Source organism: Pseudomonas sp. MF4836 (assembly GCF_002018875.1).
Lineage (GTDB): Bacteria > Pseudomonadota > Gammaproteobacteria > Pseudomonadales > Pseudomonadaceae > Aquipseudomonas.
This window is the reverse complement of the sequence record NZ_MVOL01000016.1, coordinates 49,087-66,947: the sequence shown is the minus strand read 5'-3', so window position 1 is coordinate 66,947 and position 17,861 is coordinate 49,087. Positions and strand designations below refer to the sequence as shown.

The following is a 17,861-nucleotide window of genomic DNA, read 5'->3' as shown; positions in this document are numbered from 1 at the left end:
AATTTATATCAAGCATGATGATGTAGGTGGTTTTGTATGGTGGTGTTGGTTGGGTACGTGCGTGCGGTATAGTAATCTTTATTATAGTTATCTAATCTATATGGTTTCTGTATATTGATAACTGAAGAGGTGTGCGGGTGCGTGCGTACACATGAGGCGTGTGCAGGGGCGTGCATTACGCGAGACGATTTGTAAAAATATGGTGGTTTAGAAAAGGTCAAAAGCTATTCTGGTGGTTAAGAGCATAGTGCCTTTTGTTTTTGTTCGGGTTTTTAACGTGTAACGCCTTGGTTTTTTAATGTGTAACCCCTCCAATTTTCGGTTTATTAGAGGGGCTTGCGTTTATTTTATGATGTGGGAAAGGTCTGGTATTCCAAATGGTGTTAGTGGAGCTTTTTGTTTGAAGAATTGATGGGTATAAAGGTTGAAGTCTTTTTCACCTTTTATACGAATGTCCATGCCGACGAGATTTGTTTCTTTGTCAATTTTAATGTCGAAGGTGATCCCTCGTGTGATGAAAAATGTATTGAGCTTCAATCGGCCTTCTTCTGTTTCGTAAAGGGCTATTATGTCTTCGTAGGTAGTGATTTCGAGCGTTTCCGCTTCGATTGCTAATGTGCCTTCAAGTTTTTGGATCTCGCTTTCTAACGCTGTGATCCGTGCTTCGCTATCGGCCACACGCCTGATAAATGTATTTGGAATTATTCCGTCAAACTGAGCTAGCGAAGCCTCTAACATATCCAATGTGGTTTTTTCGGTTGTTAGCTTGGCTTTCTTGGCTCGTATTTCTTCTTTTGGTGCCGAAGTATCACGAACGGAAAAGAAACGGCTGAATGCGTCGTTTACGGTGTCCATTTGCTTGTATTGGTCTTGGCTGAACCAAGTGAAGTCTTTTCGCTTCTTGTCTGTCCTTTCGTCTATGTAGCGATTTTCCGACAACTGTTTCACGAAAGCGAGGAATGTGCCGAAAACAAGCTCAAATCTAATTCGATTGTTACATTCGCATACTCGCTCGGCTCTGTTGGAACAAACAAGATAGGCATAACGTTTTTTCTCTGTTCCTAATATTTGGAGATTGAAAATCATGCCGCATTTATGCTCTTCGCATTGAATGCAATGCCGGAAAATATTGTAATGGTGGGGTGTTCTGCGTCCGAATTTTCGCCCGTTTAATCGGTTTTTCATCGCGGATACGGCGGTGTCAAACTCGATTTCGTCAATGATTTTCGGAAAATAGTCGGGGATATAACGATCAAAGGCTTTGGTGCCGTTCTCGTTGCGACGTTGCAAGCGTAGGACGCCAATGGGGCTTCTGCTGTTAATAAGTTCCCGTACTGAAGTTCTGGTCCAACGACGTTTCGAGTATTTATTTACTCGTTTAATGCTTTCCAAAGCTCCAACGTGTTTAAGCAGGTCGAAAAGATGCCGAATTTCTTGGGCTTCATCTTCAACAATGACAAAAGATTGGCTTTGCTCATCAAAGCGAAAACCGTAGGGGCATCGTTTACCTATAACGCTGGTTTCGGCTGTATCTCGCTTCTTTACCCACACGGATTTCAGGCGTTTGCTCTTGGTCTCGCTTTCTTCGTGTGCCCGCTTGGCGATTACACCTACAAGGATCAAGGTTTCGAGGTCTCGGCTTGGATCGTCGTAGGAATATGTCTTGTTGTCGAAAACGGTGTGTAGTCGCACGCCTTTTTTGAGAATTGACTGGATAAGGTCAACGGAATCGGTGAGCTTCTGTCGGGTTAGTCGGTCGATTGATTCGACAATGATGTAGTCGCCATGCTCAATTTCTCCACTCTCTATCCTGTCCAATAACCCTTTTAACTGGCCGATCCGGGCGTTTGCACCACGGAATGCACTGATCCCCTTGTCGATGACGGTTTCGACCACGGGCACGCCTGTGGCTTCTGTAAATGCTTGGAGTGGGGTGGTCTGACGGTCGTGGCTGTCTCGGCCTTCCTCGCCCTGCGAGGCGGTTGACCATCTGACGTATGCGTATGCCTTGGGCATTGAATCGGCTCCGAGTAAGTTCTGGTTCATTTTATTAGAAAATAGCTTACCGTGGTCGACCGGCAACCTCGACAGCATCGACGTGGTGCGGGGCGCCGGTTCCGTGCGCTATGGGCCGCAGAACGTCGGCGGGGTGATCAACTTCGTGACCCGCGCCATTCCCGAGCACGCCACCGGAGAAATCGGCACCACCCTGGAAACCTCTCGCAGTGGTGGCTGGAAGCACATCGACAGCGCCTTCCTGGGCGGCACCGCCGACAACGGCATGGGGGTGGCGCTGCTGTATTCCGGGGTCAACGGCAATGGCTACCGGCGCAGCAATAACGATAACGACATCGACGATGTGATCCTCAAGACCCACTGGGCGCCGACCGATCAGGACGATTTCTCGCTGAATTTCCACTACTACGACGCCACCGCCGACATGCCCGGGGGCCTGACCCAGAAGCAGTACGACGCCGATCCCTACCAGTCCGACCGCGACTGGGACACCTTCAGCGGCCGGCGCAAGGATGTGTCGTTCAAGTACCTGCGCCAGATCGACGACCGCACCCAGTTCGAAGTGCTGACCTACTACTCCGACAGTTTCCGTGGCAGCAACATCGCCGCGCGCGACCAGAAGACCCTGGTGTCCTACCCGCGCACCTACTACACCTTCGGCGTCGAGCCACGGCTGTCCCATGTGTTCGACCTGGGGCCGACCACCCAGGAAGCCAGCGTCGGTTATCGCTACCTCAAGGAAGGCATGCATGAGCAGGCCAGTGCCCTGGAGCTGATCAACAACCAGCCGGTGGCCACCGCCAAGGCTGACGGCCATGTGTACCAGGACCGCACCGGCGGCACCGAGGCCAATGCGTTCTACCTCGACGACAAGATCGATGTCGGCAACTGGACCGTCACCCCGGGCATTCGCTTCGAGAGCATCCGTACCGAATGGCACGACCGCCCGGTCCTGGGCGACCAGGGCACCACGGGCACGCGAGTGCCGGAGAAGCGCCGCGAGATCAACAGCAACGAGCCGCTGCCGGCCCTGAGCGTGATGTATCACCTGTCCGATGCCTGGAAGCTGTTCGCCAACTACGAGACCTCGTTCGGCAGCCTGCAGTATTTCCAGCTGGGCCAGGGCGGCGTCGGCGACCAGACCGCCAACGGCCTGAACCCGGAGAAGGCCAAGACCTACGAAATCGGTACGCGCTACAACGATGACGTGTGGGGCGGGGAGCTGACGGCGTTCTACATCGACTTCTCCGACGAGCTGCAATACATCAGCAACGACGTGGGCTGGACCAACCTCGGGGCCACCAAGCACCAAGGCCTCGAAGCCTCGGTGCATTACGAGCTGGGGACGCTCGACCCACGGCTGGACGGCCTGACCGCGAATGCCGGCTTCACCTACACCCGGGCCACGTACCAGGGCGGCAGCGACGCCTTCAAGGACCGCGACCTGCCGTTCTATTCGCGCCAGGTGGCGACCCTGGGCCTGCGCTACGACATCAACCGCTGGACCTATAACGTCGATGCGTTCGCCCAGTCCAGGCAGCGTTCGCCGGGGAGCATGGTCAACACCAATGGCAGCTTCAACAGCAACTACATCACCGAAGGCACGGCGGACGGGCGGTACGGTGATATCCCCGGCTACGTGACCTGGAACCTGCGGGGCGGCTATGACTTCGGTTCGCAGCTGTCGAACCTCAAGCTTGGCGCCGGGGTGAAAAACATCTTCGACCGCCAGTACTACACCCGCTCCAGCGACAACAACTCCGGGCTCTATGTCGGCGCCCCACGGACCTTCTTCGTCCAGGCCAGCGTCGGCTTCTGATGCTCGTGCCCGGTACCCGGGTGGGTGCCGGGCTTTTCTGTCAGCGGGTGGCAGTGCCGGGCGTCGCTGCCTGGCGCCCACCGTGCATCAGCAGGTGCGCCACCAGGCCGGCCACCAACCCCCAGAAGGCGCCGCCGACACCGAGCAAGGTCACATTGGCCGCGGTGGCCAGGAAAGTGATCAGCGCGGTTTCCCGGGTCCGCACCTCGGCCATGGCGTTGGCCAGGCTGCCACCGATGGCGCCGAGCAATGCCAGGCCGGCCAGGGTCGTGACAAAAGTGCGTGGCAGGATCATGAACAGGCTCGCCAGGGTCACTCCGAACACCCCCACCAGCACATAGAGCAGGCCGCAGGCCAGGCCGGCGATGTAACGCTTGGCGGGTTGCGGGTGGGCGTCCGGGCCGGTGCAGATGGCAGCGGTGATGGCGGCGACGTTGAAGGCATGGGCCCCGAAAGGCGCCATCAGCAGCGACCCCAGGCCGGTGATGCCGAGGATCGGGTTGGCGCTGGTCTTGAAGCCATCGTTGCGCAGCACCAGCATGCCGGGCATGTACTGGCCGGTCAGGGTGATGACGAACAGCGGCAGGGCCACCCCGAGGAATGCGCCCATGGAGAACTGCGGCCGTTCAAACACCGGCGCTGCCAGGCTCAGGTGGACGCTGTGCAGGTCGACGCGCTCCTGAAGCAGCAACAGGGCCATGCCGATCGCCAGGATCCCGACCACCGCAAAACGTGAGGTGAAGCGCCGCAACAGCGCGTAGGCCACGACCAGCACAATCACCAGCAACGGGTCGGCGCTCGCGCCGCCAAAGGCATTGATCCCGAATTGCAGCAGAATCCCCGCCAGCAGCCCGGCGGCGATGCCCCCGGGGATCAGCCGTACCAGGCGCTCGAAGGCCCCCGACAGGCCCAGCAGAATAAAGCCGATGGCGCTGATCACGTAGGCGCCGATGACTTCGCCGTAGGGGGTAAAGGGCATGATCGTCGCCAGGAAGGCCACCCCCGGGGTCGACCAGGCGGTGATGATCGGCTCGCGGTAGCGGTAGCTCAGCCAGGCGCCGGTAAGGCCGACGCCGATGCTCACCGACCAGACCCAGGACGCGGTCTGGGCCGGGCTCAGGTGGCCCAATTGCGCGGCCTGGAACACCAGGACAAAGGTTCCGCCGTAATTGACGATGACGGAAATCAGCGCGGCAAGGATGGGGGCCAGCAAGTCGCTGGGGCGTAGGGCGGTGTGGGGCATGGGCTCGTTCCTGGCTGAGGGGGCCGCGGGCTTGCGTGAGCAGGCGGCTGCGGCCCTGGCGTTGAAGAGCGCTAGCTTAGGTGGGCAATGGTGGTTTCAATCAGTCCGGTTTCGCCAAGTGCAGCAGACCACTTTGCCGGGGCTAGGCCCTAGCGTTGCAGGGCCTTGGCCAGGCGCTGCATGGCGCTGTCGATCTCGTGGGGCGTCAGTGCGGAAAACCCCAGCAGCCAGCCGCCATTGGCCGGCGGACGGGCATACAGGCGGCTCAGCCCGGGCAGTTGGAGGCCGGCGCGGGCGGCCAGGGTGAGGGTCTCGGCCTCGTTCCAGCCTTCGGCCAGCAGGCAGGGCATCTGCAGGCCGCCGGGGGGCAACTGGGCCTGGACGATACCCGCCAGATGCCGGCCAACGGCTGCGGCCATGGCCTCGCGGCGCACGGCGTAGATCTTGCGCATGGCCCGCACATGGGCGCCGAAATGGCCGCCGTCGATAAACCGGGCCAGCGTCAACTGGGCGATCTGCGGCGTGTGGCCATCGAGGATGCTGCGGGCGTAGGTCATGGGCGCCACCAGCTCCCGGGGCAATACCACGAACCCCATGCGCAGGCCGGGGTACAGCGACTTGCTGAAAGTGCCCACGTACAGGGTGCGCTGGTGGCGGTCCAGGCCCTGGACGCAGGCCGTGGGCAGGCCTTCGTAGTGGAACTGGCTGTCGTAGTCGTCTTCGATGATCCAGCCCTGGCGCTCGGCGGCCCAGGCGGTGAGTTCCAGGCGCCGTTCCAGGGCCAGGGTGACGCCCGTGGGGTATTGGTGCGAAGGCGTCACATACAGGGTGTTGGCGCCGCTGCGATCAGCCTGCAACTGCTCGGTGTTCAGGCCGTGGCGATCCACTGCAATCGGCACCACCTTGAGCTGGGCCATCTCGAAGGCCTTGCGCGCGCCGAAATAGCCCGGGTCTTCCATCAGGATCGGTTGCCCGGCATCCACCAGCACCTGGGCGCAGAGATACAGGGCCTGGCGGGTGCTGCTCAGCACCAGCACCTGGTCGGCACTGACCCGCGCCCCGCGTTCCAGGTTCAGGTAGCCGGCGATGGCCTGGCGCAGGGGCTCGGCGCCCTGGGGGTCGCCATGCAGCATGCCGCTGTGCCGACAATCCTTCTGGGCCTGGCGTTGCAGGCGCTCCCAGAGCGCCATCGGGAAGCTGCGGGTTTCCGGCAGCCCGGTGACAAAGGCCTGGACCCTCTGCTGGTCGGTCACGCCGCCGCTGGCGAGGATCTGTGCCCCGCGCTGGCTGAGTGCCGGGGCCACCGCCGCCGGGGTCGATCGAGGCGCGCCGGCGCGGCGTTTTTTCGGTGGCTGGCCATGCAGGTCGGGGCCGATCTTGCTCGAAACGTAACTGCCCGACCCCGGACGCCGGCAGATGTAGCCGTCCAGTTGCAATTGGACGTAGGCCATTTCCACAGTATCGCGGGACAGGTTCAGTGAGCTGGACAGGCTGCGGGTGGCGGGCAGGCGGCAGCCGGGAGGCAGCACCCCGTCCAGGATCAGCTGGCGCAAGGCGCGCTGTACCCGCACGCGCAACTCCAGGGTGTGCAACGCCGGGTCGGCGATGCGCATCTTCAGGGTGTCGAGCTCGAAGTTGAGCTTCATGGTCAGCGCCACGCCGCAGGGCAAGCGGTTGGGGTGTTCACACTTTCAGCACTTTGCCGCTGGCCGCCACCCCCAGCAGCATCACCGCGATCAGGGCGAAGGCAATGCTGAGGCTGCTGCCGTGGGCGATAAAACCGATCACGGCCGGGCCGGCGAGAATCCCGGCATAACCCAGGGTGGTGATGGCCGGGACCGCGATGCTTTCGGGCATGACGGTTTGTTTGCCCACGGCGGTGTACAGCACCGGCACGATGTTCGAGCAACCGGCGCCGACCAGGGCATAGCCCACCAGCGCCGCTTCCCAGGCCGGGGCCAGGGTGGCCAGCAGCAGGCCGGCCGCGGCGGTCAGGCCGCCGAACACAATCACCCGCCTGGCCCCCAGCTTGTGCACGATAGCGTCGCCGGTCAGGCGGCCGACCGTCATGGTCAGGGCGAAGGCGGCATAACCGAGGCCGGCATAGGCGGCGTCGAGGTTGCGCTCGGCGGTGAGGAACACCGCGCTCCAGTCCAGCACCGCGCCCTCGGCGAGAAACACGATAAAGCACAGGCAACCGATAAACAGCACCACGCCATGGGGGATGGCAAAGGCCGGGCCGCTGCTCTGGCTGCCGTAGGGCAGCATGTGCGGCGCGGCCTTGAACAGTGCGACCAGCATCAACAGCACCACCACCAGGGTGGCGCCCAGCGGCGCCAGGCCCAGGCCGAGCAAGGCGCTGACCCCGGCGGCGCCGACGATCCCGCCGAGGCTGAACAGGCCGTGGAAGCCCGACATCATGGTCTTGCCGCTGGCCCGCTCGACGATCACCGCTTGCAGGTTGACCGTGGAATCGACGCAGCCCAGGCCGGCGCCAAACATAAACAACGCCCCCACCAGCAGCGGGATCGAGGTCACCGTGGCCAGCAGCGGCAGGGCCAGGCAGATCAACAGCGTGCCGCCGGCCATGACTCGGCGGCAGCCGAAGCGCGAGGCCAGGGCGCCGGCGATTGGCATCGAAATGATCGAGCCCACCCCCAGGCACAGCAGCAACAGGCCCAGCGTTCCCTCATCCAGTCCAGCGCGGGCCTTGGCGTAAGGCACCAGCGGCGCCCAGGCGGCGATGCCGAAACCGGCGATAAAAAAGGCGATGCGCGTCGACATCTGTTCGAGGCGGCCGGGAGCGGCCTGGGTATGGGGGTTGCTGGCTGTCATAAAAGTCCTTGGCGGTGACCCGGGGCAGCACCTGATGCCGTTGCTGCCGGGTTAGCCGATGCGCCGAATTCACGACCCATTGCCGATACACCTGTGATGCGGGTTAACAGAAAAAAGCGTGCGCGCAACAGGCCCACGCCGAAAAGCCGCCACATCCTTGCACATCGAACGCGCTGCCGCGAGGGCGGCGACACCGCATCCGGCAGGCGAGCACCAGGAAGGGGCATGGCAGTTGTGACCCGACAGGCCGCCGAAGGTTGCAAGCGCAGAAGCCGGCGCAGGGGCAGGCTGTTGCAATGCGGATTGAGGTTTACGGCCGCTTCGTTACCGAGTGGGAGGAGACTCCCTCGCCACCGGCAAGCAAGTCTTGAGCTTGAAGCTTGCCGCTTGCGACTTGAAGTTCCCCCTGCGTTTCCCCGCCCAGCGCCTGGGCCAGGTAGTCGACAAAGACTCGGATTTTCTGCGGCACATGGCGGTTGCTGGCAAACAGGGCGTAGATCTGGGTGCGGGCCAGTGCCTGTTCCGGCAGCACTTGCAGCAACTGCCCGCTGTGCAGCAGGGGCTTGGCCACAAACGAGGGCAGGGCGCCGATGCCCAGGCCGGCCAGCAGCATGTCGGCGAGCAGCAGGCTGTTGTCCACCGCCAGGCGTACCGGCAGTTCCAGGCGGGTGGCGCCGTCCTGGCCCTCAAGTGGCCAGATGCCTGGGTGTTCGGCCTGGCGATAGGCCAGGCAGGCGTGTTGGCGCAGGTCGTCGACGGTTTGCGGGGTGCCGTGGGCCTGGAGGTAGGCCGGGGCGGCGCAGATCACCTGCCCGACTTCCCCCAGGCGCCGGGCGATCAACGCCGAGTCGGCCCACTGGCTGCGAATGCGCAGCGACACATCGAAGCCTTCGCCCACCCCCTCCTGCACCCGGTCGCCCAGGCTCAGCTCAACCTGCAACTGCGGGTAGTGCTGCATAAAACCGGCAAGGATCGGCGACAGCACCTTGAGCCCGAACGACAGCGGCGCATTGATCCGCAGGCGGCCGCTGGGGGCGTTGGCCCCGACCTGGGTGGCGCGTTCCAGGGCGTCGAATTCATCGAGTAGGTGACAGCATTCAACAAAGTACGCCTGGCCGGCTTCCGACAGGCTCATGCTGCGGGTGGTGCGGATGATCAGCAGGTTGCCCAGGCGCTCTTCCAGTTGTCGCACCTGCTTGCTCACGGCGGCGGTGGACTGTTGCAGGTCGACTGCGGCGAGGTTGAAGCTGCCTCGCTGCACCACCCGGCGAAAGGTACGCATGGCTGCCAACACATCCATATTGTTTCTCCCTGGTTGAATATCGAGCAATCAAGGGCGCGATTATCCCTGAAAAACCACTCAATGCCATGGGCATGTCCATCGTGGCGCTGCAACTCTTCGCTGTTGTGTGCTCAACTGCTCGCCCCTTGATGGCTTGTCTGGAGCGCCCCATGTCCGCGAAACAACCCTTGCTCGAACTGTCCAACCCCGCCGGCCTGTACGACCCCACCGCCAATGGCTATTCCCACGTGGCCCGGGTCGCTGCAGGCGCGCGCTTGCTGTTCATCGCCGGGCAGGGTGGCGAAAACGCCGACAGTCAGCTCTCGAGCGACTTCGCCGAGCAGGTGAACCAGGCCCTGGAGAATCTGCAGATCGCTCTGCGCGCGGGCGGTGCCGAAGTCAGCCAGGTGGCCAAGCTCACGGTATTGATCGTCGATCACAGCCATGAGCGCCTGGAGATCTTCGGCGCGGCCTTGCATCGGCTGTGGGGCGATGCGCCGAAGCCGGCCTGCACCTTGATCCCGGTGCCGCGCCTGGCCCTGGACGGCATGTTGTTCGAGATCGAGGCGACGGCGGTCCTCGCGAACTGAAGGGCTGCGTGCATCAGTGAGCACTGGGCGTTGCCCGGCAGCACGTGAGCGACTGCCGACAGCGCTTGGCCGGGGCGCTGCATTCACAGTAATGTCAGCGCCCCGGTTTTTTCTGGAATCCCTGTGATGGCCTGTTTCTTCGATGCGCGCGGCAATATCTACGGCGTGGTGGCTCCCGCCGCCCTGGCTGAATGGGGCATTGCCTTGCCCGCCACTGCGGCCGATGCCGCCCTGGCACGCCAGGAGTGGGCGGGCGCGGCCATCGAGGCCTTGTGCAGTTGGGCGCCGGGCCAGCGTCCGACGGGGGCCAAGGAGCATCGCAGCGACGGTTTGCTGGTGGGGCCGTTTCAGGCGGCGCCGCCGTTTGATGTGCTGATCGTCAATACCGACGGCACCCTGGCCGAGCGCAGCGGCAATGGCCTGACGATTTTTTCCCAGGCCTTGAGCCAGCAAGGTCTGTTGCCTGGCGCGGGCGAGACGGTGCTGCGGGTGCATCACGATCAGGGCGGGGTGTCGCCAGTGGCGACGGCGGTGCTGCCGGCGGTGGTCGATGGGGTCCAGGGCTTTTGGCTGGACCTGGGGCAACCGGAGTTCGGGCCCCAGGTAGTGGCGGCCCAGGGGGTGGAAGGCACGCAGATCAATGGGCGGCCACTGAGCCGGGTGCCGGCGCTGGTCGGGTTGAACCCGTTGTGGGGGCATAGCCAGTTTGTGCGGATCGGCAACCCCCATTGCGTGACCCTGGTGGAGGACGCCAGCGCCTTGCCGAGCAATCGGCAGATGCTTGAGTCGCCGCTGTTCGAGGGCCTGACCCGCACCGCGTTTGCCCAACCCGTCGGCAGCGGCGAGCCGTGCCCGGCCGGGGTCAACCTGCAATGGGCCACGCGCGACGGCGAAGGGCGCATTGCGGCCCGGGTCTTCGAGCGCGGCGAAGGCCCCACCGCGTCTTCCGGCACCAGCGCCAGCGCCGTGGCCAGCGCGGCCTGGCGGGTTGGCTGGGTCCAGGCCGGGCGCGTCGAAGTCATCATGCCCGGCGGCACCGCGCCCCTGCTGCTGGAAGAAACCGCCGGCGAACTGACCCGCGTCAGCCTGTTCGGCACCGCAGTAGTGCAAGCCCCGTTGTAGCCGCTGCCGAGGCACGAGGCTGCGCTGGCCGGGACAGGCGCCGTGGGGTGTCAGGTGTTTGCACGGCACTGCGTACGGCCCGCGTGGCTAGGGTTATTCACCCACCAACTGCACCTGGGCCATTTGCCGTTGCATCAGCACCTGGCCGTGGCGGATCGAGTACAGCGGCAGGCCCTGGCTGCGGATCATTTCGTAGTCGCTGTCGGCGGAGAGGATCAGCAGGTTCGCCGGGCGCCCGGGTTCGAGGCCGTAGCGCTCGCCGAGGGCCAGGGCCTTGGCGCTGTTGTCGGTGACCAGGTCGAGGGCGCTTTGCAGGTTGCGGTAACCGAGCATGTGGCAGATATGCAGGCCGGCTTCGAGTACGCGCAGGATGTTGCCGTTGCCCAGGGGGTACCAGGGGTCGACGATCGAGTCCTGGCCAAAGCACACGTTCATCCCGGCCTCCAGCAACTCGTTGACCCGGGTCACGCCGCGGCGTTTCGGGAAGCTGTCAAAGCGCCCTTGCAGGTGGATGCTCTCGGTGGGGCAGGAGACAAAGCTGATCCCGGAATGCCCGAGCAGGCGGAACAGCTTGGCGCAATAGGCATTGTCATAAGAGCCCATGGCCGTGGTGTGGCTGGCGGTGACCCGCGAGCCCATGTCACGGCTGCGGGCTTCTTCGGCCAGCACTTCGAGAAAGCGCGAATGCGGGTCGTCGGTTTCGTCGCAGTGCACATCCACCAGGCAGCCGGAGCGTTCGGCCAGGTCCATCAGGAACTTCACCGAACTCACCCCCTGGTCGCGGGTGTACTCGAAATGCGGAATCCCGCCCACCACATCGGCGCCCAGGGCGATGGCCTCGGTCATCAGTTCGCGGCCGTTGCGGTAGCTTTCGATGCCTTCCTGGGGGAAGGCGACGATCTGCAGGTCGATCAGGTGCGCGGTTTCGGCACGCACTTCCAGCAGTGCCTTAAGGGCAGTGAGGTCCGGGTCGGTGACATCGACGTGGGTCCGCACATGCTGGATGCCGTGGGCGGCCAGGGTGCGGATGGTTTTTTTGGCCCGGGTCTTGGTGTCTTCCTGGGTGATGGTTGCCTTGCGTTCGCCCCAGCATTCGATGCCTTCGAACAGCGTGCCGCTCATGTTCCAGCGCGGCTCGCCGGCGGTCAGGGTGGCGTCCAGGTGAATGTGCGGTTCGACAAAGGGCGGCACCACCAGGTTGCCGCCGGCGTCCAGGTCATCCGGCCCGGCCGGCTGGCCCTGGGCTTCGGCTTGGGGGGTGATGCGGGCGATGCGGCCGTTTTCCAGGTGCAGTGCGTGCAGGCCTTCACGGTGGCGCAGACGGGCATTGGTAATAAGCATGGGGGCAGTTTCCTTGTTCAGGTTCATCAGGCAGTCAGGCTGACAGCCGCCAGATCATCAGCGCGACGCCGATGTCCAGACGGTCATTGGGGTTGTCCAGCGCCAGGCCGGACAGGGCCTCGATGCGCTGCACACGATGGGTCAGGGTATTGCGGTGTACCGCCAGGCGCTGGGCCGCGGCCACCAGGTTGGCATTTTCATGGAACCACGCCTCCAGGGTCGGCATCAGGCACGCACCGTGGTGCTGGTCATGGTGCAGCAAGGGGCCGAGCCGTTCATGCAGAAACTGGTCGAGCAACGCCTGGTCGCGCACGCCGCTGAGCAGTTTGAGCACACCCAGCTCGTCATAAACGCAGAGCCCGGCCCGTTCGCTGAAACGCCGCGCGGCGCCCAGGGCCTGAAGCGCCTCATCCTGGGCCCGGGCCAGGCGCGCCGGCGGGTGGGCGGCAGCGCTGAGGCCGATAAACAGTTTCAGCGGCAGCAGGCTGGGGCTGAAGTTTTTCAGCCAGGTCGCCAGCCGTTGCCGGTTGAGCTGAGCTGCCGCTGCGTCGACGGCAGGCAGCAGCAGGCTCCATTGTCCGGCACGGCCCAGCACCGGCAGGGCCGGTGGATGCTCCCGGGCGAAGTGGCGCAGGCCCAGAGCGATACGGTCGCGGTGCTGCGCCAGTTGGGCCTCGACCTGTTCCGCATGGCCCAGGGCAAACAGCGGCTCGCCGCCTTCCAGTTGCAACTGGGCCACCTGCCACTGGCCGTCCATGGGCATGCTCAGCTGTCGCGCGCGATGCAGCAGCAGCTCCAGGGATTGGTACTCGCCGCTCAACAGGCGCTCCAGCACGTCATGCCGCGAGCGTCCGACCTGCTCTGCCTGGACCAGCGCCGAGCCGATGGCCTGGGTCACCAGCACCATTTTCAACGAGTAGGGCTGCTCGATCAGCGGCATGCCGGCGGCGTCGGCGGCGGCCAGCAGGCGCTCGGGGATCGCCCGGATATAGGCCGCGCCAGTCAGTATCACCAGGCCGGCGACCTGGCGCTCGACGGCTTCGTCCAGCAACTGCAACAAGTTGGCTTGATCCCGTGGGTGGTTGATGCCGGTGACGAACACCAGTTCGCCCCCGAGCACCCACTCGGCAATCCCGCTGTTCTCCGCGACATAGGGCCAGCGCACCGGATTGCCGAGGCCGACCGCGCCGGCGCGCAGGCGCATGGACTCCAGCCCGGGCAGGGCCAGTACATCGTCGACCGTCAGGCTCATGCCTGGACGTCTGCCACGGCGCTACTGCGGGCGCCGAGCAGGCTGCTGAGCAGGATGTAGCTCAGGGCGGCAGCGGCAATCCCCACCAGGGGCGCGACCCAGGGCGAACTGAACGCGGTCACCGTGCCGATGGCGTAGGCGCCCAGGCCGGCCCAGTTGAACGCTGGCAGCCGGGTCTCGGCCAGGCGCGGGTACTGGCCCCGGTAGCGGTAGAAGAAGTCCGCCATGATCACCCCGCCAATCGGCGGGATCACCGTGCCCAGCAGGATCAGGTACGGCACCAGCATGTCGTACATGCCCAGCAGCGCGAGCAGGGTGCCGATCACTGCGCCCACCAGGGTCACGGTCTTGCGCCGGCCGGTGCGCAGCAGATTGCAGCCGGCCACGGCGAAGTTGTAGATGGTGTTGTCCTGGGTGCTCCAGATATTCAACAGCAGCATGGCCATGGCCGCCATGGCGAAGCCTTGCAGCAGAAGCACTTCGACCACGTCCGGTTGCTGGTAGACGATGGCACCGTAGGCCCCGATCAGCACCATCAGGCCATTGCCGACAAAGAAGCCGATCAGGCTCGCCAGTACCGCGACCCTGGCCGAGCGCGAAAAGCGCGTCCAGTTGGTGGCCTGGGTCGCGCCGCTGACAAAGGTGCCGAACACCAGGGTGATGGCGGTGGACAGGTCGAGGCTGGTGCTCGGCACCACGGCGATCAGGCCCTGCAGGCCGCCAACCTTGACCGTGGCCACCCACATCGACAGCAGCAGCAACAGGCCCATGGCCGGCACCGCAATGTAAGAGAGGATTTCCAGCCCGCGATAGCCGACATAGGCGGTGGCGCAGAACACCATGCCGAACAGCACCATCAGGCCGAGCACGCTGCCCTGGCTCAACTCGAAGTATTTGCCGAGCACCACGGCGGCGGTCGCGGTGCCCCAGGCGTACCAGCCGATCTGGGTAAAGCCCAGGATCAGGTCGCTGAGTTTGCTGCCCACTTCGCCGAAACAGAAACGCCCCATCAGCACCGAATTCAGACCGCTCTTGAAGGCGATGTAACCCAGACCCGCGGCGTAGATCCCCAGCAGCAGGTTGCCCAGCACAATCACCCCGAGCATTTCGCCAAAGCTGAAAGCCACCCCCAGCTTGCCCCCGGCGAACATGGTGGCGGTGAAAAAGGTGAACCCCAGCAGCACCATGGCCGTGGAGGCCAGCCCTTTGCGGGCGTGCATCGGCACTTCACTGAGTGGGTAGTCGTTGCCTGGATCGTTCTGCGTCATGAGCCTTCCCCTGGTGTGTCTGTTCTGTGGATGCAGACCCGTTGCAGCCAGCGTGCCAACGGCCGAACGGTGACAGACGCACAGGTGCTACTGTGCAACCTGCACAGGATTTATAGCCAAATCGACGGATTTTGCCGGATTGATTGGTCGCCTTGCCCAATCAGGCACAAAAGCAGTGCGCCAGTGATACAAAGTGGATCACCGGCCCGGGGTTCAATCGAACAGGGTCGCGCGGGTTTCACCACGGTGAAAGGCAAAGGCCGCCGTGATGTCGCTTTCTATGGTGCGGCCCCGGGACAGCTCGGGCAGGGCGTCGAGGGCAAAAAACGCCGCGTCGCTGACTTCGGCCCCGGCCAACGGCGCTTGTCGGTCGTCGCGCTTGCACATGAAGTACAGCTTGTAGAAGTCCCGGGTGTCGGGCTTGAACGGCCCCTTGGCCTTGTGGCGCAGGCTGTAAAGGGCGCTGACCGAGACGTGCAGGCCGGCTTCCTCGTGGATTTCCTTGGCGATGTTTTCCGCCGCCGACAGGCCGATATCGGCATAGCCGCCCGGCAGCGCCCAGCAGCCGTCGTTGCGCTCGCGGACCAGCAGAATGCGCTCGTTCTCGATCAGCGCACCGCGCACGTCGACCATGGGCGTCGAGTAGCGCTGGGCGAAGTCGCTGACCAGGCCGGTGATGCGCTCCAGGGGCACATCCCCCAGTTGCGCGAGCATGCCGTGGGCGATATCGGCGACTTGCTGATAGCGCTCGCGATCAAATTCATCCTTGCAGAAATGCAGGCCGGTGGAAGCGATGGCCTGCAGGCGTTTGGCATGGGCCAGCCAGGTGTTTTCCATGGTGATCTCCTGGTTGAAGGGGCGGCCGATCAAGGCGCGAGAGGGACGTGCTCGGGCTGGCGCAACCAGTGCGCGAGGGCGATCACGGCGCTGGCGGCATCGCGGCTGTGACCGGCCCAGGTGCAGGCCAGCATCAGGTTGCGCGGCAGGTTGAAGTCTTCCACCACAAAGCCCTGGGCATCATGCCCGCCGGCGTCATGGGGCACTTGCAGGCGCAAGGTCGGGGCATCGTCGAAATAGGCCCACACCGGTTTGCCCAGTGCCACGGCCATGCCGATTTCGAAGCAGGTGCCGGAGTCCGGTTCCAGCCCGCGAAAGGCATTCAGGTTGGCCAGCACGGCGTCGCAGTCGTGGATCATTTGCCGATTGTGCTGGCAGATCAGCCGCGCCGTGGCCTCGGGAGCCAGGCCGTCGGGCACCTGGTTGTCGAAGGGGTAGAGGCCCTCCAGGCCCTGGGCGGCGCAGAGGTCTTTCAAGTGTCGGCCGTGTTCGATGGCGTCTTGGCGAAACACATCGAAACCGGCGAGGTAGATGCGTGGGGGCATGGGCGCTGCTCCGCTGTTCGCCAAGGGCGATTGAACCGGCTGCGCGGGCTTACTCGCCGCGGTAGATGCAGCCGCTGGTGCAGGTCTCGTGGATGCGGATCGCACTGAGTTCCGGCAGCAGGGGTTTGAGTTCGTTCCAGATCCACTTGGCCAGGACTTCGCTGGTGGGGTTTTCCAGACCGGGGATGTCGTTCAGGTAGTTGTGGTCCAGACGCTCGTAGAGCGGCTTGAAGATGGCCTTGATTTCCGAGAAATCACGAATCCAGCCGGTGTGCGGATCGAGGTCGCCGCTGAGGTGGATCGCCACCTTGAACGAGTGCCCGTGCAGGCGCCCGCATTTGTGGCCCTCGGGTACGTGGGGCAGGCGGTGGGCGGATTCGAAGGTAAATTCTTTGAAGATTTCCACAGTATCGGTCAGCTCTGGCAGGTGGCTATCGCCGGGGGGCGGTTGGGGCAGGCGGCGAGTTTAACAGCTTGGCTTTGGCGCTGCGGGAAAACCCTGACTAAAGGGTCAGCAGGTTTTCCCCGAGGCGGCCGCTGGCGGCCAGGTCGAGAAACTCGTCCCCCAGGCGCCGGCTTTCGTCCATCGCGCTGCGCCAGTACTTCTGGCGCCCGGCGTCATCGCCCATGAAGCGCTTGAAGTCGCTGCGGTCCGGCAGTTTGCCGTAGGGCAGGCGCTCCAGGTACTGCCGCGACGGCGCCAGCAGCAGCACATCTTGCAGGCGCTCGGTGCTGGCCCGGCGCCAGGGCAGGGTTTTGTCGAACCAGCCGGGGATCACCCGGTCGGTGAAGTGGGGGTAGAGCACGATATCGTCGCCGCTGTAGGGCAGGTCGAGGTGGTAATCCAGCAGGCCGCCGTCGCGGAACGTACCTGCGCCGGCGCCGGGCAGGTCGCGCACGCCCTGCATCACCATCGGGATCGAACCCGAGGCCAGCAGCGCCTGGCGCAGGTTGCCCAGGTCCAGGGCGACGAAGCGCGAAGGGAAGTCGTTGAGTGCCAGCAGCGGCGGCGCCAGGCGCGGATCGTGCAGCACCAGCCGTTCGAAATGCCGGGCCAGGCGCGAGCGGCCGCGCAGGTTGTCGGCGATCACCGACGACAGCCCCAGCCCCAGTCGCCCGCGATGATCGTCGGCGAGCAGGCCGTGGCTTTTGACCACCATGATGTTCAGCCGATACAGCGGGTTGTCGAGGATGCTTGCGTCCTGGCCGTCCAGCAGATCGTCGAGCATGCGTTGGGAGCTGTGGCTGATCTGCGCCATGTTCACCCCCTTGGCAAAACTCATGGCGTCGTACAGCAGCCCCAGGCGGCGGATGCCTTCGGCGGCGTCCGCCAGGCAGGCACTGGCAAAGCGCCAGGAGCCCACCGAGGCGCCAATCAACGAACGCTCCCGTGGCGCCGCCGGCAGCCAGTCACCGAACAGCGCCAAGTCCAGGCCTTGAATCCCCAGGGCCTTGGGCCCACCTGCCGCGCCGGGCAGGGTACCGACTTCGGCGGCGCGCAGGCCGCTCTCGCGGATGCGTGCGAACGCTCGCGGGCCGGCCTTGAGGGTCAGGGCGGGGAACTTGATGTGGATAGCAGTCATACCGGTCTCAGTCGCAGGCGAGCAGGTGAGTATAAGGAGTGGTGGCGCGGTGGCCGAATGAAAGTTGGGCCCTGGCGATACTGGCCATTCAGTTTCAATTAAGTTCAGTTGGGTATCTTCGGCGCCTT

Annotated in this window: 14 protein-coding genes and 1 pseudogene; 3 read left to right on the top strand and 12 right to left on the bottom strand. The window is 63.8% G+C overall.

Annotated elements, in window-relative coordinates; genetic code table 11:
• Positions 1 to 342 precede the first annotated feature (342 nt).
• Entirely contained in the window at positions 343 to 2,016 is a 1,674-nt protein-coding gene (locus tag MF4836_RS29355) for a recombinase family protein (protein WP_161955773.1), read from the bottom strand.
• A 49-nt stretch (positions 2,017 to 2,065) separates the two neighbouring features.
• Between MF4836_RS29355 and MF4836_RS29350 the strand changes: the two are divergent.
• Positions 2,066 to 3,835 (top strand): annotated as a pseudogene (locus tag MF4836_RS29350) (TonB-dependent receptor family protein); the annotation flags it as partial.
• A gap of 40 nt (positions 3,836 to 3,875) precedes the next feature.
• Here the strand turns inward: MF4836_RS29350 and MF4836_RS29345 are convergent.
• The 4 genes from MF4836_RS29345 to MF4836_RS29330 form a co-directional block, all read right to left on the bottom strand.
• Positions 3,876 to 5,078 carry a benzoate/H(+) symporter BenE family transporter gene (locus tag MF4836_RS29345; RefSeq protein WP_078473295.1) on the bottom strand — a complete coding sequence of 401 codons (1,203 nt, stop codon included), beginning with the start codon at positions 5,076 to 5,078 and terminating at the stop codon, positions 3,876 to 3,878.
• A gap of 149 nt (positions 5,079 to 5,227) precedes the next feature.
• Positions 5,228 to 6,724, bottom strand: coding sequence for a MocR-like pyridoxine biosynthesis transcription factor PdxR (pdxR, locus tag MF4836_RS29340; protein ID WP_078473294.1), 1,497 nt, complete (start codon positions 6,722 to 6,724; stop codon positions 5,228 to 5,230).
• 37 nt (positions 6,725 to 6,761) lie between these two features.
• A complete protein-coding gene (locus MF4836_RS29335) occupies positions 6,762 to 7,913 on the bottom strand; it encodes an MFS transporter (RefSeq protein ID WP_078473293.1) in 1,152 nt (383 codons plus the stop codon).
• Between the two features lie 310 nt (positions 7,914 to 8,223).
• Positions 8,224 to 9,213: a LysR family transcriptional regulator gene (locus tag MF4836_RS29330; protein ID WP_078473292.1), complete on the bottom strand. Its 990-nt coding sequence runs from the start codon at positions 9,211 to 9,213 to the stop codon at positions 8,224 to 8,226.
• A 152-nt stretch (positions 9,214 to 9,365) separates the two neighbouring features.
• Between MF4836_RS29330 and MF4836_RS29325 the strand changes: the two genes are divergently transcribed.
• Both MF4836_RS29325 and MF4836_RS29320 read left to right on the top strand, forming a co-directional pair.
• Positions 9,366 to 9,785, top strand: coding sequence for a RidA family protein (locus tag MF4836_RS29325; RefSeq protein WP_078473291.1), 420 nt, complete (start codon positions 9,366 to 9,368; stop codon positions 9,783 to 9,785).
• A 126-nt stretch (positions 9,786 to 9,911) separates the two neighbouring features.
• Complete coding sequence (locus MF4836_RS29320) at positions 9,912 to 10,907, top strand: diaminopimelate epimerase (RefSeq protein ID WP_078473290.1); 996 nt, start codon at positions 9,912 to 9,914, stop codon at positions 10,905 to 10,907.
• Positions 10,908 to 11,000: 93 nt separating this feature from the next.
• Here the strand turns inward: MF4836_RS29320 and codA are convergent, their stop codons facing one another.
• From codA to MF4836_RS29285, 7 genes are all read right to left on the bottom strand, one after another.
• On the bottom strand, positions 11,001 to 12,248 hold the full coding sequence (gene codA / locus MF4836_RS29315; protein WP_078473289.1) for a cytosine deaminase: 1,248 nt from the start codon (positions 12,246 to 12,248) through the stop codon (positions 11,001 to 11,003).
• 34 nt (positions 12,249 to 12,282) lie between these two features.
• Positions 12,283 to 13,500 (bottom strand): PucR family transcriptional regulator, encoded by a 1,218-nt coding sequence (locus tag MF4836_RS29310; protein WP_078473288.1) that lies wholly within the window; start codon positions 13,498 to 13,500, stop codon positions 12,283 to 12,285.
• Positions 13,497 to 14,768: a cytosine permease gene (gene codB / locus MF4836_RS29305; RefSeq protein ID WP_078473287.1), complete on the bottom strand. Its 1,272-nt coding sequence runs from the start codon at positions 14,766 to 14,768 to the stop codon at positions 13,497 to 13,499. The genes MF4836_RS29310 and codB overlap by 4 nt, the downstream gene beginning before the upstream one ends.
• 213 nt (positions 14,769 to 14,981) lie before the next feature.
• Positions 14,982 to 15,605, bottom strand: coding sequence for an NUDIX hydrolase (locus MF4836_RS29300; protein ID WP_078473286.1), 624 nt, complete (start codon positions 15,603 to 15,605; stop codon positions 14,982 to 14,984).
• Positions 15,606 to 15,634: 29 nt separating this feature from the next.
• On the bottom strand, positions 15,635 to 16,150 hold the full coding sequence (locus tag MF4836_RS29295; RefSeq protein WP_078473285.1) for a nucleoside 2-deoxyribosyltransferase: 516 nt from the start codon (positions 16,148 to 16,150) through the stop codon (positions 15,635 to 15,637).
• Between the two features lie 49 nt (positions 16,151 to 16,199).
• Complete coding sequence (gene queD, locus MF4836_RS29290) at positions 16,200 to 16,556, bottom strand: 6-carboxytetrahydropterin synthase QueD (RefSeq protein ID WP_003190259.1); 357 nt, start codon at positions 16,554 to 16,556, stop codon at positions 16,200 to 16,202.
• Between the two features lie 97 nt (positions 16,557 to 16,653).
• Positions 16,654 to 17,733 (bottom strand): hypothetical protein, encoded by a 1,080-nt coding sequence (locus tag MF4836_RS29285; protein WP_078473284.1) that lies wholly within the window; start codon positions 17,731 to 17,733, stop codon positions 16,654 to 16,656.
• Between the last annotated feature and the right edge of the window lie 128 nt (positions 17,734 to 17,861).